The organism is Halobacillus sp. Cin3 (assembly GCF_947311855.1).
Taxonomy (GTDB): domain Bacteria; phylum Bacillota; class Bacilli; order Bacillales; family Halobacillaceae; genus Halobacillus; species Halobacillus kuroshimensis.
On sequence record NZ_CAMZMV010000003.1, the window covers coordinates 166424 to 189560 of the forward strand.

Below are 23137 nucleotides of genomic sequence, written 5' to 3' on the forward strand. Positions count from 1 at the left end.
TCTTTATAAAGAACTTTTTTCTTTTATTATACTGAATTCTGCTTGGAATTCAATATAAAATACAATTGTTCTTTATATCATTTATGATTCTAAGGTCCTTATTTCAAAAACCATCCGAAGTGGGTATATTTGGATGTTATAATGAAAGGAAGAATTACTCCATGAATGTACATCAACACCCTTTACCATAATGGAGGAGGATGTCCATGAGTCGGATGAAATTGATTCCTTACCGAACGGAAGCAATTTTAGAAACAACAAACGAGCGTCCGAAGGGAATACAGATGGTGGAAGCTGAAAGCCTATGGGTAGATTCGGATCAAGGAGCTGGAAGCGTTGTAGCGATCATTGATACAGGGTGTCAGCTTGATCATCCTGATCTCGAAGAGAACATTCTGGATGGACATAACTTTACTGATGATTATGGAGGGGACCCTGATAATTACTCAGACAACAATGGCCATGGGACACATGTAGCAGGGACCATTGCTGCAGTAGAGAATGGGGAAGGTGTCATAGGAACGGCACCCAAGTCAAAACTTCTCATCTTAAAGGTCCTATCAGAGGATGGGGGAGGGGAGTATGAATGGATTATTGATGCCATCCATTACGCCGTTAACTGGAGAGGACCCAATCAGGAACGGGTGAGAGTGATATCGATGTCACTTGGAGGTCCTCAAGATACAAAACCCTTAAGAGAAGCTGTTAAAAACGCTGTCAGCCATGATGTATCCGTCGTCTGTGCTGCTGGCAACGAGGGAGATGGCAGGGAAGACACTATGGAGTACGGATATCCTGGAGCATATAATGAAGTCATTCAAGTAGGAGCCGTAGATGAACGCCGGGAACTGGCTGATTTTACAAATACGAACACCCAGCTTGACCTTGTGGCTCCCGGAGTTGATGTCCTTTCCACCTATTTAGAAGGAAAATACGCAAGGCTCTCAGGTACATCAATGGCCACTCCTCACGTCTCCGGGGGACTCGCTCTCCTTATTCCATTAGTTGAGAAGCAATTCAATCGATCGATGACGGAATCAGAAATATTCTCCCAGCTTATCAAACGTACAACTCCTCTTGGATACTCAAAAACAGCTGAAGGCAATGGGTTGATGACTTTAGCTTTAACGAAGAAATTGGAGGATTTGTTCAGCACTTATATGAAGCAGTGAAAAAAGACGATGCTTTCTGCATCGTCTTTTTTTATTTATCTTAGTCCACTCTATAGAAACGGCGAATATAACTCAGTCCGTGATTTTGTGTTGAAAAATGTAAAAAAATATGAAAATGCTCTTATGTATACAAATTTGTTTGCAAGTATACAAAAAGAATACAAAATGTTTGCGTTTATGTTTTCATGTACACAAAAGCGTGTACAAGCTGTCATATAGGCATGCGTGCAATTTTGTTTACAAGTATACGTTTTTGATTACTTGTGTGCGTAAATGAACACGAAAAAAGGAGGATTGACTATTCTCTGATAGTTTTATAGATTCTAACTAAGGAGAGGTCATTTTAATAACTTATAAAAAGGAGAGCTGTTTATGACACATTCAAGAATTGCAGCGATCGATGTCGGTAATGATGCTTTGAAAGCAAATTTCGGGAAACTGGAATCTTCCCTTTATATTCCTAACGTGGTAGCGAGAGATTTGGAAGACCGCCCGGTTATCGGAATTGAGGATCTTGATGATAAAAATCCACTCGATAATCTACATATTCGGGTGCATTCCCCTGCCCTTAGGGAAAATAATGCGATTTACCGCGTAGGGAATCTAGCGACGAAAACAACAAACTCCACCGAGCTTGATCCAGGCAGCTATAAATCGGAAGAAGATCAGACTTTGATTATGCTGTTTGCATCCCTTGCCCTTGATGCGGTTTCTGGCAAAGGATCTCAGCAAGCTAAAAATAATGTAGTAGAAGCCAACTATACTCTCGGTACTGGTCTTCCCCTTCGTGAAGTCAAAGAAGGGAAGGACGTAGGATACCGTTCCCAGCTCCTCGGATCTGTCCACCAGGTTGAGTTTTTAGTAACCCCTAAATATCAAGGGATGAAAGTCAACCTTAAGTTTGACGAAGTGAAAGTTTATCCGGAAGGGTTCGCCGCCTATGTCAATCTTGTTATGGATAATGATTTGAACATTATTAACAAGGAGCTTGTGGACAAGCAGATTCTTATACAGGATATTGGTGGATTATCCACAGATATCGCGGTTATCCGCAACCGTAATGTGGATGATGATAAAGCACAGGGCTTCAACCTCGGTGTATCTGAATCACTGGAAATGATTCGTGATGAAATTTTGACGAAGCATGGAGTGGAACTCGACAGCCGCCGGGACGTAGTAGATATTATTACGAGGAAGAACGACCGTCATCACATTATGGTTCGCGGTAGCCGTACAAGTGTTCACGACATAACTGATCGTATTCTCCTTGAACTGGCTAAGAAACAATACCGCTACCTGCGCAATGTGTGGCAGAAAAATTCCCAGACGGAAATCTGCTATTTTGTTGGTGGAGGCTCTGCCGTTCTTAAGGAATACATCAAGATGCTGAACAATAAACTGGACGGATTTAATATTGAATTCTTCGAGGATGAGGAAGAGAGCATCTGGATGATGGCAAACGCTTATTACAAGCTGATTTCCGACTTTATCCGTAAGACGAACAAAAAACCAGCCGAACCGGCGAATAAAAAAGTGGAACAACAGGCCGGATCTTCCAAGTAAGGTGATCATTCATGAGTTCATCTAGAAAAAGTGTCGAACGGGGGCAGTCGATTACATTTCGTGTCCCCTCGGACACTCCGGATCATTTATTGAAACAATTGTCGCATTTGAAAGAGACGGAACGGCGCAATTTTTCCAGCCGTATTGCTCAGTTCGTTATGGACGGAGTGAATGAATCTCTTTCCAAGGATAAAGAAACGATTACAGTTCCCCTTCCGAAAGCCTTGTCGAAAGAGCAGAGAAACTGGATGAAGCATGAACATTCCGAAGCGTTGATCGGCAGTATCCTCCATCAACTCATCATGGATCCGGTCCGTGCCACAACACTACTGGCTTCCCTGAACAGCCGCGCTTATGATATAGACGAAGCCCTGTATCTTCAGGAAGAAATCGCTGCATCTGATGAACCTCAAGTTCCCGTTATTCCTGACGGAGAGGAAGCAGGAGAAGAGGTGCAGGAGCCGGTGTTGGATACAACCGGAGACGATGATTTGGATGGACTGGACCTTGGCCATTTCCAGGACGACCTCCGTGATGCGGAATCGTCGGAGGAGACCGAGGAAGAGGATGATGACCTGCTCGGAGATTTTCTTTCTAGGATGAATCAATAATCGTAAGCCCGCTCTTTACACAGGAGAGGGCTTATTTTTTTGAAACTTTTTATTGGAAAATTACGTAAACCATTGTACGAGGAGGGATATACTTGGTACTTCGTGTAGAGAACTGTTCAGTGGAAATTGGCGGAAATCCGATCTTACAACACGTGAATCTTCAGGCTGGGCCTGGAGAAATCCTTGCCTTGGTCGGTCATAATGGAGCAGGCAAATCGACGTTGATGAAAACGATGATTGGTATGAGAGGAAAGCTATCGGGGTTGATTAAGATTCAGCAGGAAAGCATGGATGACCATTTGAAGAACTATAAGCGTTTATTCAGTTATATCCCGGAAGAGCCGCTGCTGTTCAGTGAACTAACGACCCGGCAGCATTTTGATCTATACAGGCGGAGCTACTCCATTGATGAAGATATCTTTGCAGCCAGAGTTGATAGGTATATGGACGCCTTTGAAATCACAGACAAGAAGGATGACTATCCAGAAGCGTTATCTAAAGGGATGAGGCAGAAGGTTCAGACGATTTGTGCCCTCCTCCCGGATGTTCCTGTTTTGTTTATTGACGAACCTTTTATGGGCCTGGATGTTTACGCTGGTCAATATTTAGAAGAAGAGTTGATTCGCAGAAAAGAACAGGGCATGACAATTATTCTGACCACTCATCAGCTGGACAAAGTGAAAGCTCTGGCAGATACATACGTCATGTTGAAAAATGGTTCGGTGTCTTCCTCCGGCCCTGTCGAATCTTTTGAGAGACTGGAAAGGAGGGAGCATAAATGAACAGGTCGGAGAGCTGGCAGGTTTTTCGGGTATTGAAACGAAGTCGTCGGCAGAAAAAAATGCTTTTGTATCGAAAGTCGTTTCATACGTTGTATGATCCTGTTGTATTTCTTTATGCCGGGGTCATGGCTGTTATATTATTCTTCATCAGTCTTGACTGGTTGAAAGATTTCACCCCGTTTTTTCAAACATTGGAAAAACGAGCCTTGATGTATCTCCCTTTTCTTCCCCTTGCTGTGTGGGTGAGAGCTTGTATGGCAGCTTTCAAGGATTCCTCGCTGCCTTTTACTTCATCAGAACTTCACCTCAGCCTTCTTCCTCATTCCAGACGGGACATTCTTTTTGATTTATACAGGGAGAAGGCAGGGAAGACCCTCCTTCTGGCAGCCGTTTTGCTATCGGCAGCCGGATGTTTAACCCCACTATCGTCAGTCATTATCCTTTTATTTCTTATCGTGTATGGAGTCAGTCTTTTGTTTGAGGTGTGGATTCAATGGAGATTATACAGCACACCGTGGTATATCAAACTGGCGCTTGCCGCTGCAGGGGGAATGGTTATAACGGCCGGCTATACTGCAGGATCCTTCCTTGGGCTGGTTATTGGAACACTGGTATGGGCTGCCGCAGCTTCCAGTGCCTGCTTTTATTATTATGAACCTTCCTGGGGCAGGATCGCGGAACGGAACGATGCAAAGGTTTGGAACCTGTGGCTGGTCAATCAAGTGACGAATGTCGCTGTGAAACCACCCAGGCGTTTTACGGCTGCTGTTCAGAGAAGGAGAAGCAGTTGGTTTTATCCTAAGCGTTTGTATGATCGGATCTGGCTGTCCCATGGAAAAGAATCCTACAACTATCTGATTTCTGCCCTAACAGCGTGCGTCCTTATTATAGTCGTAGTTCCACTTCAGGTGGACTGGATGAGATTTTTAACGGTGCCGCTGGCTGCTTTTATCTTTGTTGAAGTGTCGACCAGTATCTTTCACAACTTTTTTAAACAGCCGACGGTATTTCGATTTATCCCAGTTGAAGATGAACAGCTCGCCCTTACTTATGTGAAATGGATGAACCCCCTGCTTGTTATTTATGGATGTGCGGTGATGGTTATTCAGGGGATGCTCGGTTTTTCTTTGGTTTCTTCGTGTATCCAGGCATTGGCCATTGCTTGTTGGACGGGGTATGACTTGAAAGGGAGCGTGTTGGAAGAGATGAAGAAAGTGAATGAAGAATCCTTTTATCCCGCTTCGTGGAATCGATTGGCGGGATATGTATTCACAGCCGCCGTTATGGTGTATCCATCTTCAGCTCTCTTTCTTATAGTCTTCTTTCTCACCCGGGGAGGGTTCCGTTTGAATATACGACGAAAAAGAACCCTCTGATTCTATTCAGGGGGTTCCATTCATACGCTGGTGTCCAGCAAATGCTATGAAAGAGGCTTCATCTTCAATCAGACCACAGGCCCCGCACTGGACCTTAATGGCGGGTCCTTGATAAGCGAGATGAAAGGCATCCATGGTCTCTGCAGTATAAGATGGGTGTTTCTCTCCAGTCTGCGGGTCCATCTTGACCGGCATTGCCTGCTGTTCAATGACGTTAAAGCGCGAACGGTTTGTTTTGCATCCCGGACATAAATAAGGATTCAGATCGATCACCTCCAGGAATAGGCTTCCCGAAAGGCCGGTAATTATGAGTGCGCCTTATTTCCCGGGCAATAGAACTAGGAGGCTTCCTTAGGTGCGGATTGTTTAATGAACTGCCCGGCCACCAGTCTTTTTCTGACCGTAATGCCCAGCCAGGAGGCAAGAAAAGCCTTGATCAATCCGACCGCTATAAAAGGATAGGCACCGGTGGCAAGTGCTGCGGTCCAGCTTATATCCAGGACGAATTTCAACTGCAGGATTCCACATAGAAGAGTGATGACCATCCCGGCCGTATTCGCCGCCAACGCCCATCCTAAGTTGAATGACGTTTTTTCGAGGATATATCCAGTTATAAATGCACTGAGTATGAATCCGAAAATGTATCCTCCTGTCGGTCCGGCAAGAACCTGGGGTCCTCCGCTGAATCCTGCAAATACAGGCATCCCTACTGCACCCAAAGCCATATATCCAACCATAGCTGCTGCGCCCTGTCGGCTCCCGAGAATCGTGGCGGTTAAACCGACCGCAAGTGTCTGGCCGCTGATTGGTACAACGGGAAGAGGGATTTCAACTTGAGCCATAATGGCCGTTAATGCGGCAAAAATCGCACTATTTAACAAAAATCGAAGCTTTCTGCTTTCGTGAGACATACATCAACCTCCTTTTGTAAACTTATTTTATAATAGGTTAACATAAAAAGGAGAGAAAATGACGAACTATGAAAAAATTATGTATAGATAGTAACTTTTAAGTGTCATAGGCCAAGATGTTCATTTTTCCATGACAAACCTGTAATAAAACAAGGGTAAATGTGTCAGAGTTTTAAAACTATCGCCTTAATGGTACAAAAATGAAATAAGATGAGTTAAAATAGGGTAATGTAAAATTAACGGAGGTTTTACAATGTTTACAGGAAATAAATATATAAACAAAAAAACAGGACTGAAACTACTAGTCTATGCATTTGTGATCGGTCTATTCTGGTTGAAAATGTATTATATTCAAACAAACATTTTCACATTGGGTGTGGAGAATGCGAATGAGGCGAATATTCTGGCCTTCAACCCGCTCAGCAGTATATTCCTATTGTTCGGAGTTGGAATTCTGCTTGGACGCCGGCGAGGGATGTTTGGTGCCTACATTCTAGGATCCATCCTGCTTTATGTGAATGTGTTGTTTTATCGTGAATACAATGATTTCATCACTATTCCGATGTTAAATCAGGTAGCTAACCTGGCTGATCTCGGGGGAAGTATCACGACGATTATGAGTCCTGCTGACTTATGGTTGTTCGTTGATGTGATTGCTGCAGGCTTTCTGCTGTTTTATCTTAAACCTTCCCGTTTCCAGGCGTTCACACCGAAGCGGCCGGAGGGAATCGTTCTGGCCATCGTTGCTATTCCCCTGTTCATTGTAAACCTTCAATGGGCGGAGACAGAACGTACGGACCTGCTTGAGCGAACATTTGACCGCAACATGCTTGTCAAATACATTGGTGTATTGAACTATCATGTGTATGATATTGTTCTTCAAGGGAAGACCGAAATGAAGAAAACGCTGGCAGACAGCAATGAGCTTGTCCCGGTTATTAACTATTTGAATGAAAATCAGACAGAAGACAGTGACAGGCTGGAAGGTGCAGCTGAAGGGAAGAACGTCATTGCTGTTTCACTGGAGAGTACACAGACCTTTGTGGTGGATAACACCCTGCACGGGGAGGAGCTGACCCCTTACTTCAACGACCTGAAAGAAGAAGGGATCTACTTTGATAACTTCTATCACCAGGTTAAACAAGGGCGGACGTCTGATTCCGAATTTCTACTCGCAAACTCCCTTTATCCTCTAAACCGTGGCGCCGTGTTCTTTACGCACTCCGGTAACGAATATAAAGCGATGCCGAGCGTACTTGGTGAAAATGGCTACTTTACAAATTCCATGCACGCCAACGATAAGACGTTCTGGAACAGAAACGTGATGTATGACTCGCTGGGGTATGATGAATTCTTCTCCAAGGAAGATTATGAGGTAACGACAGAAAAGTCCCACGGCTGGGGATATCTTGATGAATACTTCTTTGAAGATTCCTTGAACAAAATGCAGGAGCTGGATCAGCCTTTCTATTCTAAAATGATTACGCTGACCAACCACTACCCGTTCACACTTCCTGAAGAGTTGAAACTCATTGAAGAAGGCGAAACGAGCAGTGGTACGTTGAACCGTTACTTCCAAACCATCCGTTATCAGGATGAAGCGTTGAAAAAATTCGTCGAGGACTTCAAGAATTCAGAGCTGTATGACAATACAATTCTCGTCATTTATGGAGATCACTTCGGCATTTCCGAGAATCACCAGGAAGCGATGGGTGAGTATCTAGGAAAAGAAATAAATGAATATGAACAGTTCCAGCTTCAACGTGTTCCTTTCCTTATCTACGGGAAAGACATCGAACCTGAAGAGAATCATACGGTTGGTGGACAAGTTGACCTGCGTCCAACCCTCATGAATCTTTTAGGGATTGAAGATGAAAACCCTGTCCAATTCGGTCATGACCTGCTGGATGAAGACCGCCGTCAGCTGATGATTACACGAGACGGAAACTTTGCCAACGAAGAATACGTTGGTATTCAAGGGACATGCTATGATCGTGAAACCGGAGAAGAAGTCGAAGATGGTGCTGCCTGTGAAGATGGCTTCACGGCCGCACAGGAAGAATTGGAGATGTCCGACTCCATCGTATACGGCGACCTGCTTCGCTATCTGGACGAAACGGAATTGGTCACAGAAGATGAACAGTCTCAATCGAACGAAGAATAAACCAAATCCCTCTGCTTGAAAGCAGAGGGATTTTTTTATGCCCTGCACTCAATAAAAAAGGTTTCCTAAAGTAGATGGGCATGTTCACCTCATAGATCAAGGGCGATGACTTCGAAGAACTTTCATATGGGTGGGGTTATACCCTTTCACTACACAAACGTCTTTAAAATGGAGGTAAGGTACCGGTAAATGAGGTGGCCACTCCTCCTGACCGGGTACAAGTTACATGTTTCCTATACCAGTAAGAAGATGCCGCTGGTATATGTGTATACAAACCTTTTGGCTTCGCTGTCATGAGGTATCTGGTTTGTTCTCCAGTTGTTGTAAGGAAGTATACTATGCTGCGTCTATGACTTCAAAACGCAAAAAAAGGGAGATTTTCTGCAAACAGAAAATCTCCCTTTTTTCAGGCTTATAATTGGTTCGGTTATGAGGAGCTTATCGGTGGTGACACCTGCGGGAAAAACATGCGCTGAAGTTCCATTTGGGCAGGTGATCTTCCTGTCCAAGTCAGCTGAGGCCGTGCCCGCGGCAAGCATCCACCGATAAGCGGAACATGACCGTCACCAGTTCATGTGAAAAGTACAATGGATAAGAAATCATTTATCGATCGTTCGAAAAGACGGAGAGGGTCCTTTTTAAAAGATGTCCATCCAGATCTTAACCGTCGATGCCAGGATCAGGACAGCAAGGACCGTCTGGAGAATCTTTGTATTCACTTTTTTACCAGCAGATGCTCCGAGAGGGGCCGCAATCAAACTAGCCACAATCATAATAGCAGCAGGCGCGTACTCCACCTGCCCGGTTGTAACCTTCCCAATCGTAGCACCAATGGAAGAAATGAACGTAATCGCCAGAGAAGAAGCAATCGTCATTCTTGTTGGGATCTTTAATACGACAAGCATAATCGGTACAAGCAGGAAAGCTCCGGCCGCACCGACGATCCCAGCCCCAATCCCAACAATCAGCGCAAGCCCGGCGGCCAGCGGTCGGTTAAATGTCACGTCGTCCATCTCCTGGTCATCCAGTCCATTTTTCGGAATAAACATCATAACGGTAGCAATAAGGGCGAGGATTCCGTAGACAAGGTTGATGCCTGCTTCCGGCATGAAGCGCGACCCGTACCCTCCGATAAAGCTCCCGATCAGAATGCTGATTCCCATATAAATAATCAGCGGCTTATTTAAGTAACCGCCTTTCCGGTATGCCCACACACCGCCGATGGTGGCAAAGAAAACCTGGACGGCACTGATCCCGGAAACTTCATGAGAGGTGAAAGCTGTAAAACCGACAAGGGGTGGAATATAAAGCAGCATCGGATATTTTATGATCGATCCGCCAATTCCGAGCATGCCTGATACGTAGGAACCGACAAAACCGATAAGGAAAATTGTAAGGATAAATCCAAATTCCATGAAGGTGACCTCCTTAAAAAAGGGAACCTCTACCGGTTCCCTCTGCATTTTTTATACGTGAATCTGTGTGCTTACTCGCCTTTTTGAATCCAGAACTTGAATAAGCCGTCTTCTTCTTCATGTTTCAGCAGTTCATGACCGCCGGACTTTGCCCATGCTGTCAAATCGCTTTTCGCACCTTTATCCGTAGCGTGAATTTCAAGAACTTCACCGGCTTCAACGTCTTTCATCGCTTTCTTTGTTTTTACAATTGGCATTGGGCATGCCAGACCTTTTGCATCAAGTACTTTTGCTGCGTTCATATTGTTTCCTCCTCATTTTTAGTTGGTTGCATGCGCCCGTAGTGGACGGACGCATGTGGAATGGTTTACCTTACAGCACAGCGGTTTGGTCCAATTTCCATTTCCCGCTGTTCTTCATGGTCGGGGCTGATTTTCCCCATATTCGTTTCGCGGATTTGTTGATAGGCGTTCGGCTGTGGAGGAAGGTTTTCTGTAACCATACGGCGGAATTCCTCTTCATTCGTTATATTCAAGCCGTGGTTGCGGGAAAACAAAGTTCCCAGCCTTTCCGCTACCGTGCCGTCCTCGTTCAATTCATCCATGATCATGAAGTGGGCAGGAAGGACGATGAGTTCATCAGAGAGCTCCTTATAACGGGTATATAGTGTTTCCCTCAGGTCGCCTACCCAGTCTTCAGCCTTTCCAGCCAGATCTGGGCGTCCGATGGAGTCGATGAATAGAATATCTCCTGTCATCAGAAATTTATCATCTACAACAAAAGAGGTGGACCCGATCGTGTGTCCCGGTGAATACAGGGCTTGAATATCAATATGGGACTGACCGATCTGCACATGATCCGCATCCCGGAGCGGCTGATAGTTGAAGACAACTTCGCCGGCATCCTCCGGTGGCAGCCAGTAAACTGCTCCCGTCGTCTCTGCGAGGCGACGCCCCCCGGAAATATGGTCCGCATGGAGATGGGTATCGAAAACATTCGTAATCGTTACCCCGAGCTTTTCAGCAAACTCTGTGTAGGCTTCGGTCATCCTTACCGCATCAATGATGGCTGCTTCGCCTCCGGATGTGACCATATAGGAAAGGCACCCTTTCCCAAGGCGGACAAACTGATACAGTTCACCACCATCTTTAAGGTCACTGACTTTCCTTGGTTCTAAATGTTCACTCCAGGCTTTCATGCCGCCCTCTACGGAATAAACGTCAGTCAGCCCTTCCTCAACCAACATCTCCGCAACCATTTGTGAAGAGCCGCCTTTGGCGCAGATGACAGCAATCGGCTGATTCTTCGGAAGTTGTTCCATGATCTCTTCGACACCATCAAGCAAATCGAAATAGGGAACATTCAAGTAGGAAAAATTCCCGCTTTCAATTTTCCAATCCTGATAGGCATCTTCAGTGCGGACATCCAAAAGGAACAGTTCTTCGTTATCCAGGACTTTATGAGCAATGTCTTGTATCGTCATATTTTTCACTGTCATATATTTACCCCCTTAGGTATTATTTTTGTCAAAAAAATTATTGATTCAGTGATTTGGTTTCTCCGTTCCAGCCGCTCATACCAGGAACTACGTTATAGACTGCGCCGAATCCTTTAGAGGTGAGGTTTTGGGCAGCCAGGTCACTCCTGCTCCCAGTCCGGCAGACCATATAAAGCGTCTTATTCTTATCCAGTTCATCGGCACGATCATCAAGTTCACCCAAAGGAATAGAGACAGCCTCAGGAATATGATGGAAGGCATATTCTGCCGATTCGCGCACATCCACAATGACGGAGTCGGGATTTGAGCGGGCAGCTTCCAGTTCTTCGTTGTTTACGACATCCGGATGCGTCGTCTCTACAGCTTCCTCATCACTTGATTTACGCACATAGTGCTTGAGGATTCCGTCTTCTTCAATGGTTCCCAGGTACTGATGACCGGCACTTTTCGTCCAAGCCTGCAGGTCGGCTGTGGACCCTTTATCTGTGGCTTGGACTTCAAGCACCTGTCCCGGTTCCATATCTTTCATCGATTTTTTTGTTTTCACAATCGGCATCGGGCAGGCTAACCCTTTGGCATCCAGTGTTGCATTTGTTTTCATATCCATGTCAATTCCTCCTCTACCCTTAAGGGTGGTGTTTTTATTTTGTCGGCCCTTCCCAGCTCATCATGCCGCCTTCCATGTTTGTTATATCAAACCCTTTTTCTTCAAGGATCTGGCTGGCACGGCCGCTGCGTCCACCTGAACGGCACACCATGATATAAGGTTTTTCTTGATCAAGTTCGTCTGCACGGTCTGCAATGGAACCCAGCGGAATGTGCGTGGCACCAGGGATCATACCTTCTGCGACTTCTTCGTCTTCACGAACATCTACAATGTTTAAAGTTTTACCTTCATTCAGCTTTTGTTCAACTTCTTTTGCGGTCAATGTCTTCATTCTTTATTCCTCCTTGATTATATAAACAGGTTAACAGCGCCGTCTTCAGCATCAGCGAGATAGGCAGCTACGCCGGCATATTGAATGTCATCCATCAGTTCTTCTTTCTGCAGTCCTAAAAGGTCCATGGTCATCGTGCAGGCCACAAGGTTTACATCTTGTTCCTGGGCCATGTCGATCAAGTCCGGCAGCGGCATAACGTTATGCTTTTTCATGACGTCCTTGATCATCTTGGGGCCGAATCCGGCAAAATTCATTTTGGAAATCCCCATTTTATTTACCCCTCTAGGCATCATCCGGCCGAACATTTTCTCCAGGAAATTTTTCTTTAATTGGATGGGTTCGTCTTTCCGTAACGCATTCAATCCCCAGAATGTGTGGAAAATGGTGACTTCATGATCGTAGGCCGCAGCCCCGTTGGCAATGATGTAGGCGGCCATTGCTTTATCATAATCCCCGCTGAATAAAATGATATTCGTCTTCTTTGTCTCGGACAATGTTATATCCTCCTTATACTATATACACCATGGGGTATATGGAATGCTAAAAAATTATCTGCTTTTGACGAGCAGTTGAACAGCCTCATTGATAGAGGCTTCTTTATCTTCCTGTTGGTCGGCTTCCTGGATGCACTCCACAAGGTTGGAACTTACAACAAGCCCAATCGTCCGGTCAATGGCACTCCGTGAAGCAGAAAGCTGCGTAATGACATCTTTACAGTCTTTATCTTCTTCCATCATCTTCAATACACCCCGCAGCTGGCCTTCGAGACGCTTGACTCTGTTCTTCATGGCGTCATTATACTCCATGTTTTTCCCTCCTTGTGAAGATGTTTGCTGTTGAACAGTACATGACACATAATATACCCCTATAGGTATAATGTCAACACCTTCGTCTGAATTAATGGATAGGACGAGAAGGAAGGGTGAAGCTAGGAAAGGAGGTGAGGGTCCATGGATTTATGGAAAGACCTGGTCATTGTCGTCCTTCGGATTGTTACGATTCTCCCGCTGATGCTCGGGGTTGGGATTTTTATGGGGAAACGTTCGATTGGGGAACTGCCGGTCTTTGATTTTCTCGTCGTGCTTGTTTTAGGTTCTGTCGTTGGCGCAGATATCGCGGATCCGGATATCGACCATATACATACGGTTGCTGCCATTATTGTTATAGCCCTGCTCCAGAAATTTATTGTTACGGTCAAGCTGAAAAACAGGAAGCTGGGCAGACTGCTGACATTTGAACCGACCATTGTCGTTTATGAAGGAAAAATGGTGGAGAAAAACCTCCAGCAGATCCGTTATTCTATTGATAACATTACTCAGATGCTTCGCGAACAGCAGGTCTTCGATCTCACTCAGGTGGAGCTTGGTATCGTGGAGGCCAACGGGCAGTTATCCGTGAAATTAGTGCCTGAAAAAGAACCGCCCACACGTGAGGATTTCCAGATGCCTTTAAGGGGAGGGGGGTATGATATCCCCATCATTCTTGATGGAACCCTCCAGCTTGATATCCTCCAGAGAATGGGGCGTGACCGTCGGTGGCTGGAATCAGCGCTGGGAGATCATCAGGTAGCAGATGTTTTCTTCGGAGCTTTAACAAGTAAAGGAGAATTTCATTACTCGTTAAAAGGAAGTCCTCCAGACAACCTTCCTCCGCTGAATCATTAAATAAGAGCTGCCACAAGGCAGCTCTTCAGATTATAGAAATAGTACTTTTCTTCTAGTGGAACTGGGGTTGTCATTTGTGGCTGGTCACGTTCCGCTTATCGGTGGATGAATGCTCCTCGTGTCGACGTTAGAATATAGAGGAGAGAAATTGTGCACGAAGCAGCTTCACAGATTCAAAAGAACGGCATGGTCTGCGCTGTTGCCGGTTGCGTGGAGAATAAAAAGGGAAAGAACAGGCGTTGATACGGCTGGATGCCGGACTATGAAAAAGATTGTCCTCCATCCAGCAAGGGTGAGCGGGGTGAAGGAGAGTCTTTTTCGATGTTAAAGAACTCCCAGGGAGTGGTGCCCCTTTCACTCCTGCGGAAGAACGAGTGGTCCGAGATCGCCGAGCGTGGGTTTTTCGAGGAAACTCGGGCGCTCGTCCGCGGAAAGGCAAGGGGATTTCGCTCCTGGCGGGAAGAAAGAAAAAAGCTTGTAAAGAAACAGAGGTTTCTCTACAAGCTGAGAGCTGCCACGAGGCAGTTCTTTTTACCCTTATATCGATTTGTCCATACAGCGGATCAAACGTGATTCAATATCTTCAGCCATGGCAAGAATTTGGTCGTCATTCACCATTTGTGTAAGGGAGGATGGTTTGGGCATCCCGATCCTTGTTTGCTCCTGCTCTTTATAAACAACCATTTTACAAGGCAGGAAGTATCCAGCCATTTTGTTCTGCTCCAGGACACGCTGGGCTTCTTTTGGATTGCACACTTCAAGAACCCGGAAATCGTCCTCAAAATCCAAGCCTTTCTCGTTCAACTTTCCCTTCAGGTCGAAATTCCAAAGGACACCGAACTGTTCCTCTTTCAAATTCGCTTCCAGGCTTTCGACTGCCTGCTCTACGCTTTTTTCTGTTTCAACCGTATAATGAAACATGTTCTCCCTCCTTATGAATTCTCCTTTACCATACCCGTTGCGGTATGTTGTTAATCATGTGCGATCGGAAAGGTGTGAATTGTAAGAAGGCCGGCCTTATATTAAAATGGAGTGTAGATATAGAGAGGACGTGACTGGAATGGCAGAAGATATCAAATTAATAGCCCTTGACCTTGATGGTACGTTGGTGAATCACGCAGGAGAGGTGTCAGAAGCGAACGCTGCTGCTGTGAAAGAGGCGAAGGAGAAGGGGATCCATGTGGTCCTGAGCACAGGACGCTCCCTTTCCCGGTGCCGGAATATTTCTGAAGCGCTTGGACGCTCGTCGTACATTGTCACCATTAATGGTGGAGAGATTTATAATCATGATTACGAATTGGTGGATCAGACGAAGCTCGATCACAGCCATGTGAATCGTTTGTGGGAATTGAAAAAGGAACATGGCCTTTATTTCTGGTCATCAACGGTCCAGGGGCTGTATAATACGCAGAATCCTTTTGACAATGAAATTGAAGACTACGACTGGCTCAAATTCGGTTTCGATATCGAAGATGATGAGGTCCGTCAAGTGATCCTGGATGAGCTTCAGGCCAATGATGCGTTGGAAGTGACGAATTCAAGTCCTACCAATATTGAGGTGAATCCCGTAGGCGTCAACAAGGCAGCGGCCTTGTTGAAAGTGTGCCAGTGGCTCGATCTTGATATGAAGAATGTCATGGCTGTCGGCGACAGCATGAATGATATAGCTATGATCCGGGAAGCGGGTCTGGGTGTAGCGATGGGCAATGCTCAGCAGATTGTCAAAGATGAAGCATCTTTTGTAACGACATCAAACAGCGAGGACGGCGTAGCCGCAGCAATTAAAAAAGTTATAGAATAACGAACAAAACCAGTCCGGCATGGGCTGGTTTTTTTGTCATTCGAAGCAGAAAAACAATTTTTTGTAAGCGTTTTCCGTCAAGGGCAGGAAAAACGAGGGAGAGAGGAGAAATAGGTGCTTAGTACAGGCGGGGAGGGTGGACATGAAAGCAGGATACATAACAGAAGAACATGAAATGCTCCGAGCTTCCTTCAGGAAATTTTTGAAAAAGGAGGCACTCCCATACTATGAGGAATGGGAGAAAAAGGGGGAAGTGCCCCGGGCCTTTTGGAGAAAACTCGGGGAGCAGGGCTATTTGTGTCCATGGCTTAGTGAAACCTATGGCGGGATGGAGGCAGATTTCGGTTATTCTGTCATCATTAACGAAGAGCTTGAAAAAGTAGGAACCGGTTTAATTGGAGTCGGCCTTCACAATGATATTGTCGTTCCTTATCTGGAAGCCTATGGAACGGAAGAACAGAAGGCAAGGTGGCTGCCGAAATGTGTGACAGGAGAGGTGATCACAGCTGTTGCCATGACGGAACCGGGAGCGGGGTCCGACCTTGCTGGCATTCGTACAACAGCAGTAAAGAAAAATGATACGTATGTCATGAATGGAGAAAAGACATTTATTACGAATGGGATTCATGCTGATTTAATTGTCGTTGTCTGTAAAACAGATCCTCAGGCTTCCCCGCCGCACAAAGGGATCAGCCTGTTCGTTGTCGAACGGGGGACGCACGGTTTTTCAAGGGGAAGGAAACTTGAAAAAGTCGGACTGCACAGTCAGGATACCGCGGAATTGATTTTTGAGGATGCCATCGTCCCTTCCTCCCAGCTGCTGGGAAAAGAGGGAGAGGGATTTTATTATTTGATGAATCAGCTGCAGCAGGAGCGGCTGATTGTAGGCATCGGGGCTGTTGCGGCCTGCGAACGGATGTTGGAAATAACCGTGGATTACGTCACTCAGCGTCAAGCTTTCGGAAGGTCCATCGCTTCTTTTCAAAATACTCAGTTCAAACTGGCTGAGCTTCATACAGAAATTGAAATCGGCCGCACTTTTCTGAACCGGACGATTGAAGCTCATATGCAGGGAGAAGACGTTGTAAAGGAAGTATCGATGTCCAAATGGTGGACGACAGAACTCGTGAAAAAGACAGCCATGGAGTGCATGCAGCTCCACGGCGGCTATGGATATATGGAAGAGTATGAGATTGCCAGGAGGTTTCGTGATGCCCCTGTAACGGCTGTCTATGCAGGGTCCAATGAAATCATGAAAACCATTATTGCGAAGAAGATGGGATTGGGAGGATCAAAGCATGAATGAAGTCGTAATTGTTGAAGCGGTTCGAACGCCTGTAGGGAAAAGGAATGGCGTGTTAAGTTCTATCCGCCCGGATATGCTTTTGGCCGGCGTTTTAAATGAGGTCGTAGAAAGAGCCGGTATTCCAAAGGGAGCCGTGGAGGATGTGATTGCGGGTTGTGTGTCACAGGTGGGGGAGCAGGCCCGTGACATTGCCAGAATTGCAGCCTTGACGGCCGAATTTCCTATTGAAGTTCCTGGGGTAACCCTTGACCGTCAGTGCGGATCCAGCCAGCAGGCTGTTCATTTCGGCGCACAGGCGATCGCATGCGGCGACATGGATGTCGTTATTGCCTGTGGTGTTGAAAGCATGTCCCGTGTCCCGATGTTTTCAAACATGAAAGGGATCTCCTTCAACGAGATGCTGACGGAGCGCTTTGACATGATTAACCAAGGGGTATCAGCGGAAAGAATCGCCGAACAATGGAAGCTTACGAGGGAAGAGCTGGATGCTTATGCAGCAGAAAGCCACCACCGGGCTTTGACAGCCATCCAGGCAGGGCATTTTCATAAGGAGATCATGGCTGTGGAAACAGAGGCCGGACGGGTTGAAGTGGATGAGGGGCCCAGACCAGGGACATCTGTGGAAACTTTATCCACCCTGACGGCGGCCTTTCAGGAAGGCGGCTGCATTACAGCAGGGAATGCCAGCCAAATTAGTGACGGCGCGGCAGCTATCCTGCTGATGTCGAAAGATAAAGCGGAACAGTTCGGACTGACCCCGAAAGCAAAAGTCCTTGCCCGTGCAGTGGTGGGATCAGATCCAACGCTCATGTTAACAGGGCCGGTTCCAGCAACCTGGAAGGTGTTGAAAAAAGCCGGATTGAGAATAGAGGATGTGGATGTGTTTGAGGTGAATGAAGCCTTTGCGCCCGTCCCGATGTTCTGGATGAAAGAGACCGGAGTATCTCATCAGAAATTGAATGTCAACGGTGGAGCAATCGCTTTAGGACATCCGCTCGGGGCTACTGGAGCCAAGTTGATGACGAGCTTGGTTCACGAACTAGAACGAACGGATAAGCGTTACGGATTGCTCGCTGTGTGTGAAGGACATGGCATGGCTAATGCCACAGTGGTGGAAAGGGTGGGGAGGCGGTCATGAATGTATCAGGTATGACAGCATTCATCACAGGCGGAGCTTCTGGACTTGGAGAGGCTGTTGCCCGGAAAATCATCCGGCAGGGCGGCTGTGTAGTGATTGTCGATCAGAATGAAGAGAAAGGAAAGGCACTTGCGCGTGAACTTGGAAGCCGGTCGCTTTTTATGCAGACGGATGTAACATCTGAGACAGAAGTCCAACAGGCTTTGGAGAACGGGGTGGATGTGTTTGGGGGCATTCAAGCGGTGGTCAACTGTGCCGGTATTGTCACGGCTGAAAAAGTAACAGGCAGAGAGGGGCCCCACTCGCTGGATTCGTTCCAGAGGGTCATCCAAGTCAATTTGATAGGCACCTTTAACGTCATCCGCCTGTCTGCTGAAGTTATGCAGAAAAATGAAGCTGTTGAAGACGGGGAACGGGGCGTCATCATCAATACTTCTTCTGTCGCTGCTTTTGAAGGCCAGATCGGTCAGGCGGCCTACAGTGCCTCAAAAGGAGGCGTTGCCGGGATGACGCTTCCTGTTTCCAGAGAGCTGGCACGCTGGGGTATCCGTGTGATGGCCATTGCACCCGGACTTTTTGAAACGCCGATGTTCGACCGTCTTCCGGAACAAGCTAGAGAAGCTCTCGGTCAAATGACACCATTTCCGAAGCGGCTGGGAAAACCTTATGAATTTGCCAATCTGGTTGTAAGCATCATAGAAAATTCTATGTTGAATGGGGAGGTGATCCGCCTGGACGGAGCCATACGGATGCAGCCGAAATGATTCTTCCGTGTCCTTGATTTCCTTGTTGAACCGGCAGCAAAGCCACGGGTAAAAACGAAAAGGAGTCGATGAAAATGGGACCAACATTAAAGAGCATGTTTGAGCAGACTGCTGCAAAATATCCGGATAAAGAGGGCCTTGTAGATGTTCGGCTTGGAGTGCGGTGGACGTTCAAGGAGTGGGAGGATGAAGTGGACAGGACAGCCGCAGCGCTTTCTGCTTCCGGTGTGGAGAAGGGGGATAAAGTATCAACCGTGCTGTACAACACAGCAGAATTTGCCACGGTTTTGTTTGCCTGTATGAAAATTGGTGCTGTATTCAACCCGATCAACTTCCGACTCACAGAAAAAGAGATCCGCTTTATTTTGCAGGACGCCGGCCCGAAAGTTGTCCTGTTTGAAAAAGCGACGGCTCCTCAAGTGGAGAAAGTGGCTGGGGGGATGCCGGAAGTGGAATTCTGGTCGATCGATGAAGCCTTTTCTTTTGCCTCTCATTATTATGATCGTATGGAACAAGTCCTGGAACGTCCGCCTGTTTGTGAAGTCCAGGAGGATGACCCTTACGCGATCATGTATACATCTGGAACGACCGGTCTGCCGAAGGGAGTCATTCATACCCACAGGGATATGGTGGACCAGGCGCTCATTATAGCGGCTTCCATGCGGCTGCAGGAAGAAGACAGAGGGCTGACCGCGGCACCTATCTTCCACTGCGCGGAACTGCACTGTGCCTTTTTCCCAAGAGTTATGATCGGCGCATCCAATGTTCTTCTCCATCATTTTGATGCCCCGGCAGTGATCGAGACCGTAAGAGAGGAACAGATTACAACGTTCTTCGCTGCCCCGACGATGTGGAATATGCTGCTGCAGGAAGACTTCTCCCATGAGGACTTTTCAACACTGCGTCAAGGGCTGTATGGCGGCGCACCAATGGCTCCAGCGCTTACTTTAAGACTGCATGAAGTGCTCGGAGTGGAACTGGTCCAGGCGTACGGGATGACTGAAATGGGACCGGCGATTACGGCGTTGTTCGACCACGAGCAGATCGAGAAAGCCGGATCGGCGGGAAGGCCGATTTTCCATCATGACATACGGGTCGTACGGACGAATGAACACGGTCCTGCAGAGCCCAATGAAATTTGTAAGCCTCAAGAACTCGGGGAAATTATCGTGAGGGGGCCGAGTATGATGAAGGAGTACTACAACAACCCGGAAGCGACGAAGGAAGCGTTGTATAAAGGCTGGTACCACACCGGGGATATCGGCTCCTTTGATGCAGACGGCTATTTGTGGGTGAGTGACCGGGTGAAGGATATGATTCTATCCGGTGGAGAGAACATCTACTCGCGGGAAGTGGAGGACTGCTTATTCGCACATCCGGGCGTCCTGGATGCCGCTGTTATCGGTGAGCCGGATCAGCTTTGGGGAGAGCGGGTGGCCGCTTATATCGTCAGAAAAGATCCCGGATTATCGGAGAAGGAGCTCGATGAATTCTGTATTTCAAGTGGACAGCTGGCCCGCTATAAGAGGCCGAGACGCTATGAATTTGTGGACGAACTGCCGCGGAATGCCAGCGGGAAGCTTCAAAAATTCAAACTGAGGGAATCCGTGGAAAAGGTAACAGAATAGCAGAAAGAAAAGGGTGCCCCTGATCAAGGCACCCTTTTCTAATGGAAAAATCCAACGCAGAAATCTGTGCGATCGGTTTAGGATATGATATAGGATAGGGGGAGAGATGGAAGAGAGGAGAGATGCTTATGAAGCGGCGCTTTCGCATCGGGGAAATGGCCCGGTTGTTTCAGATTTCTGCTTCTACGTTAAGGTATTACGATCAAATCGGGCTGTTTCGTCCGGGGTATGTGGATTCGGAAACACAATACCGCTATTACAACTTTGAACAGTTTGTCGTATTGGATACGATTATATTTCTAAAGAAGAACGGTTTTTCCATCGATGATATCCACCACCAGCTGGCAAACCGGACAGCTGAAAATACAAAAGAGCTGCTGGAGAGCAAACAAAGGGAAATCGAAAACGAAATGGCAAGGCTGAAGAAGGTTTCTGCTATGATTCAAAGCAAGATTGAGACCATTAATGAGGGACTTACGCTCCGCCAGTCACCTTCTTTCGTCTATCGTTATTTTCCAGAACGTCCGATTACGTATTTGTATAATGACCAACCCGTGGATCTTTTTGTAGCATCAGACGCCATTTTTCTGAAGGATCTGGAAGAACTCGCTTCTGCTGGTGGAGGTTATGACGGATTTTTCACGGGGGATATGGGAACGATGGTCGATATGGACAGCCTTCATGGAGAAGGGCCTGCTAAATATTTCGCTGTGTTCATATTTATTTCAAAAGACAAGGAAACAGCGGCGAGTCCCAGCCTTCCTGAGGGGACATATGCCTGCTACCCCCACCGGGGGCCTTATGAGACGATTAAAGAGAGTTATGCCGTGATGCTGGATCATTTGAAGGAGGACGGAAGGCAGATATCAGGGACACCTCTGGAAGTGTCTGTTCTTGATGAATCGGTAACGAACGATTCATCTGCCTATGTCACTTGGATTCAAATTCCTGTAACAAAAAACGATTGACCTTAAAGTTACTTTAAGGTTTATACTTTCTCTTGCAAACAGATGCAGGAGGTCATAAAGATGAGTGGAACACATGAGACGTTGAGAACCAAACCTGTAAAACAGGTATTCTTTCAATATTTCTTCCCGGCGTTGTTCGGGATGATGCTGATGTCGATCAACATCCTGATCGATGGCATATTCGTAGGCCGCGGTGTAGGTGAAGAAGGGCTGGCTGGTGTCAATCTTGCTATGCCGGTTTTCTCATTGATCTTCTCCATTTCCCTCTGGATCGGAATCGGAGGAGGGACGATTTATTCCATGCATATCGGCCGTGGAGAGCCTGACAAGGCGCGGAGTGTCTTTTCACTTTCCACTGCGGCATCTCTCGTTATACTGGCTGTAATTGGAACAGCCGGATACTTCTTCGTTGAGCCAATCGCTTATTGGCTCGGGGCCAATGCGGATACGTTTGCTCCTACCGTGGACTATTTAACGGTTTTATTTCTGCTGGGGTGGTTGATTGCCCTTCAGCAGCTCCTCAGTATCTTCGTCCGGAACGATGGAAGTCCGACCCTCTCGATGGTGGCTCTTGGGGTAACCGCCATCGTGAATATTGGATTGAACTATTACATGATTTTCATATTGGAAAAAGGGGTGTTTGGAGCGGCACTGGCGACCGTGCTTGCCAGTGTGGCAGGTCTTGTTGTGCTGCTGCTTCACTTTTTCAAGGAAAATACCCATCTGCGAAAGCCGGTTTTTCTATGGTCATGGAAGCTTCTCGGGGAAATTATGACCATCGGTTTTCCGAGCTTTCTTGCAGAGGCGGGGACGCTTGTATTTGTCGCTGGCTATAATATAGCCATTGGTGCATTGCTTGGAACCGAAGGTGTCGCCGCTTTTTCAGTAGTGAATTACCTGCACGGCTTTATGTTCTTATCCTTTTTCGGCATTGAGTCGGCCCTCCAGCCGATGATCAGTTATTACCATGGAGCAGGAAGCAGGGCTGCCATCAAGGATTCAGTGAGGATAGGTGAACGGACAGCTGCAGGTCTCGGCATCGTACTGCTTATCATAGGAGTTTTAGCTGCCCGTCCTCTTGTTTCCTTGTTTGGAGTGGAGTCCGAAGATGTCACGGATCTTGCGGTGAACGGCATCCGTCTGTTCTTTACCGGGTACTTGTTTTTAGGCTTCAACTTCGTTTATATGACCTATTTCCAATCCGTAGGCCAGATCCGCCCTTCGACAACGATTATTGTTCTGCGGAGCTTTGTATTCATCCTTCCGCTTTTATGGCTGCTTCCAAATTGGTTTGGAGCTGCGGGTGTATGGCTGTCTCTTCCTCTTGCGGAAATGCTCGTCGCTGTTCTGCTTGCTGTCATAACCCGGAAACAGGTGTTAAAGGCTTGAATCATAAGTCATAGAAGGCAGCTGAGGACCGGGAAGGTTGGAAAAA

The 23137-nt window shown here is 46.8% G+C and carries 24 protein-coding genes; 14 read left to right on the forward strand and 10 right to left on the reverse strand.

The annotated features are described in order from the left end of the window. The first annotated feature begins 206 nt into the window (after positions 1-206). The 5 genes from QMA39_RS11535 (at position 207) to QMA39_RS11555 (ending at position 5504) form a co-directional block, all read left to right on the forward strand. Positions 207-1172, forward strand: coding sequence for a S8 family peptidase (locus QMA39_RS11535; protein WP_281658820.1), 966 nt, complete (start codon positions 207-209; stop codon positions 1170-1172). 372 nt (positions 1173-1544) lie between these two features. Further along, positions 1545-2735 (forward strand): ParM/StbA family protein, encoded by a 1191-nt coding sequence (locus QMA39_RS11540; RefSeq protein ID WP_027956751.1) that lies wholly within the window; start codon positions 1545-1547, stop codon positions 2733-2735. 11 nt (positions 2736-2746) lie between these two features. Further along, positions 2747-3346 carry a hypothetical protein gene (locus QMA39_RS11545; protein WP_027956750.1) on the forward strand — a complete coding sequence of 200 codons (600 nt, stop codon included), beginning with the start codon at positions 2747-2749 and terminating at the stop codon, positions 3344-3346. A gap of 92 nt (positions 3347-3438) precedes the next feature. Then, positions 3439-4128: an ABC transporter ATP-binding protein gene (locus QMA39_RS11550; RefSeq protein ID WP_281658821.1), complete on the forward strand. Its 690-nt coding sequence runs from the start codon at positions 3439-3441 to the stop codon at positions 4126-4128. Next, positions 4125-5504, forward strand: a complete 1380-nt coding sequence (locus QMA39_RS11555; protein ID WP_281658822.1) for a hypothetical protein — start codon at positions 4125-4127, stop codon at positions 5502-5504. The genes QMA39_RS11550 and QMA39_RS11555 overlap by 4 nt, the downstream gene beginning before the upstream one ends. 6 nt (positions 5505-5510) lie before the next feature. On the opposite strand, the gene QMA39_RS11560 is transcribed toward QMA39_RS11555, so the two are convergent. Both QMA39_RS11560 and QMA39_RS11565 read right to left on the reverse strand, forming a co-directional pair. Continuing rightward, positions 5511-5768, reverse strand: a complete 258-nt coding sequence (locus QMA39_RS11560) for a DNA alkylation repair protein (protein WP_206935042.1) — start codon at positions 5766-5768, stop codon at positions 5511-5513. Positions 5769-5842: 74 nt separating this feature from the next. Next, positions 5843-6415 (reverse strand): biotin transporter BioY, encoded by a 573-nt coding sequence (locus tag QMA39_RS11565; protein WP_281658823.1) that lies wholly within the window; start codon positions 6413-6415, stop codon positions 5843-5845. A 253-nt stretch (positions 6416-6668) separates the two neighbouring features. Here QMA39_RS11565 and QMA39_RS11570 point away from each other — a divergent pair, with 253 nt between their 5' ends. After that, complete coding sequence (locus QMA39_RS11570; protein ID WP_027956745.1) at positions 6669-8579, forward strand: LTA synthase family protein; 1911 nt, start codon at positions 6669-6671, stop codon at positions 8577-8579. Positions 8580-9217: 638 nt separating this feature from the next. On the opposite strand, the gene QMA39_RS11575 is transcribed toward QMA39_RS11570, so the two are convergent. From QMA39_RS11575 to QMA39_RS11605, 7 genes are all read right to left on the reverse strand, one after another. Continuing rightward, positions 9218-9994: a sulfite exporter TauE/SafE family protein gene (locus QMA39_RS11575; protein WP_027956744.1), complete on the reverse strand. Its 777-nt coding sequence runs from the start codon at positions 9992-9994 to the stop codon at positions 9218-9220. A 71-nt stretch (positions 9995-10065) separates the two neighbouring features. Next, the gene (locus QMA39_RS11580; RefSeq protein ID WP_027956743.1) at positions 10066-10296 is read right to left on the reverse strand and encodes a sulfurtransferase TusA family protein; all 231 of its coding nucleotides are present in this window, start codon (positions 10294-10296) and stop codon (positions 10066-10068) included. Between the two features lie 65 nt (positions 10297-10361). After that, entirely contained in the window at positions 10362-11492 is a 1131-nt protein-coding gene (locus QMA39_RS11585; RefSeq protein WP_281658824.1) for an MBL fold metallo-hydrolase, read from the reverse strand. A 37-nt stretch (positions 11493-11529) separates the two neighbouring features. Then, entirely contained in the window at positions 11530-12099 is a 570-nt protein-coding gene (locus tag QMA39_RS11590) for a sulfurtransferase TusA family protein (RefSeq protein WP_281658825.1), read from the reverse strand. Positions 12100-12133: 34 nt separating this feature from the next. Beyond that, positions 12134-12430 (reverse strand): rhodanese-like domain-containing protein, encoded by a 297-nt coding sequence (locus QMA39_RS11595; protein WP_027956740.1) that lies wholly within the window; start codon positions 12428-12430, stop codon positions 12134-12136. 17 nt (positions 12431-12447) lie between these two features. Next, the gene (locus QMA39_RS11600) at positions 12448-12927 is read right to left on the reverse strand and encodes a DsrE/DsrF/DrsH-like family protein (RefSeq protein WP_027956739.1); all 480 of its coding nucleotides are present in this window, start codon (positions 12925-12927) and stop codon (positions 12448-12450) included. 54 nt (positions 12928-12981) lie between these two features. After that, positions 12982-13239, reverse strand: coding sequence for a metal-sensitive transcriptional regulator (locus QMA39_RS11605; protein ID WP_027956738.1), 258 nt, complete (start codon positions 13237-13239; stop codon positions 12982-12984). A gap of 144 nt (positions 13240-13383) precedes the next feature. Here QMA39_RS11605 and QMA39_RS11610 point away from each other — a divergent pair, with 144 nt between their 5' ends. Next, the gene (locus QMA39_RS11610; protein WP_242520424.1) at positions 13384-14097 is read left to right on the forward strand and encodes a DUF421 domain-containing protein; all 714 of its coding nucleotides are present in this window, start codon (positions 13384-13386) and stop codon (positions 14095-14097) included. Between the two features lie 537 nt (positions 14098-14634). On the opposite strand, the gene QMA39_RS11615 is transcribed toward QMA39_RS11610, so the two are convergent. Beyond that, positions 14635-15018, reverse strand: a complete 384-nt coding sequence (locus tag QMA39_RS11615; RefSeq protein WP_281658826.1) for a DUF302 domain-containing protein — start codon at positions 15016-15018, stop codon at positions 14635-14637. A 106-nt stretch (positions 15019-15124) separates the two neighbouring features. Here QMA39_RS11615 and QMA39_RS11620 point away from each other — a divergent pair, with 106 nt between their 5' ends. The 7 genes from QMA39_RS11620 (at position 15125) to QMA39_RS11650 (ending at position 23091) form a co-directional block, all read left to right on the forward strand. Beyond that, positions 15125-15898 carry a Cof-type HAD-IIB family hydrolase gene (locus QMA39_RS11620; protein ID WP_027956734.1) on the forward strand — a complete coding sequence of 258 codons (774 nt, stop codon included), beginning with the start codon at positions 15125-15127 and terminating at the stop codon, positions 15896-15898. Between the two features lie 142 nt (positions 15899-16040). Then, a complete protein-coding gene (locus QMA39_RS11625) occupies positions 16041-17204 on the forward strand; it encodes an acyl-CoA dehydrogenase family protein (RefSeq protein WP_281658827.1) in 1164 nt (387 codons plus the stop codon). Then, complete coding sequence (locus tag QMA39_RS11630) at positions 17197-18342, forward strand: thiolase family protein (RefSeq protein ID WP_281658828.1); 1146 nt, start codon at positions 17197-17199, stop codon at positions 18340-18342. The genes QMA39_RS11625 and QMA39_RS11630 overlap by 8 nt, the downstream gene beginning before the upstream one ends. After that, positions 18339-19106 (forward strand): 3-hydroxyacyl-CoA dehydrogenase, encoded by a 768-nt coding sequence (locus QMA39_RS11635; protein ID WP_281658829.1) that lies wholly within the window; start codon positions 18339-18341, stop codon positions 19104-19106. The genes QMA39_RS11630 and QMA39_RS11635 overlap by 4 nt, the downstream gene beginning before the upstream one ends. Before the next feature lie 74 nt (positions 19107-19180). Beyond that, positions 19181-20734 (forward strand): fatty acid--CoA ligase, encoded by a 1554-nt coding sequence (locus tag QMA39_RS11640; RefSeq protein ID WP_206934588.1) that lies wholly within the window; start codon positions 19181-19183, stop codon positions 20732-20734. A 128-nt stretch (positions 20735-20862) separates the two neighbouring features. Continuing rightward, positions 20863-21702, forward strand: coding sequence for a MerR family transcriptional regulator (locus QMA39_RS11645; protein ID WP_281658830.1), 840 nt, complete (start codon positions 20863-20865; stop codon positions 21700-21702). 60 nt (positions 21703-21762) lie between these two features. Continuing rightward, positions 21763-23091, forward strand: a complete 1329-nt coding sequence (locus tag QMA39_RS11650) for an MATE family efflux transporter (protein WP_027956728.1) — start codon at positions 21763-21765, stop codon at positions 23089-23091. The last annotated feature ends 46 nt before the right edge of the window (positions 23092-23137 follow it).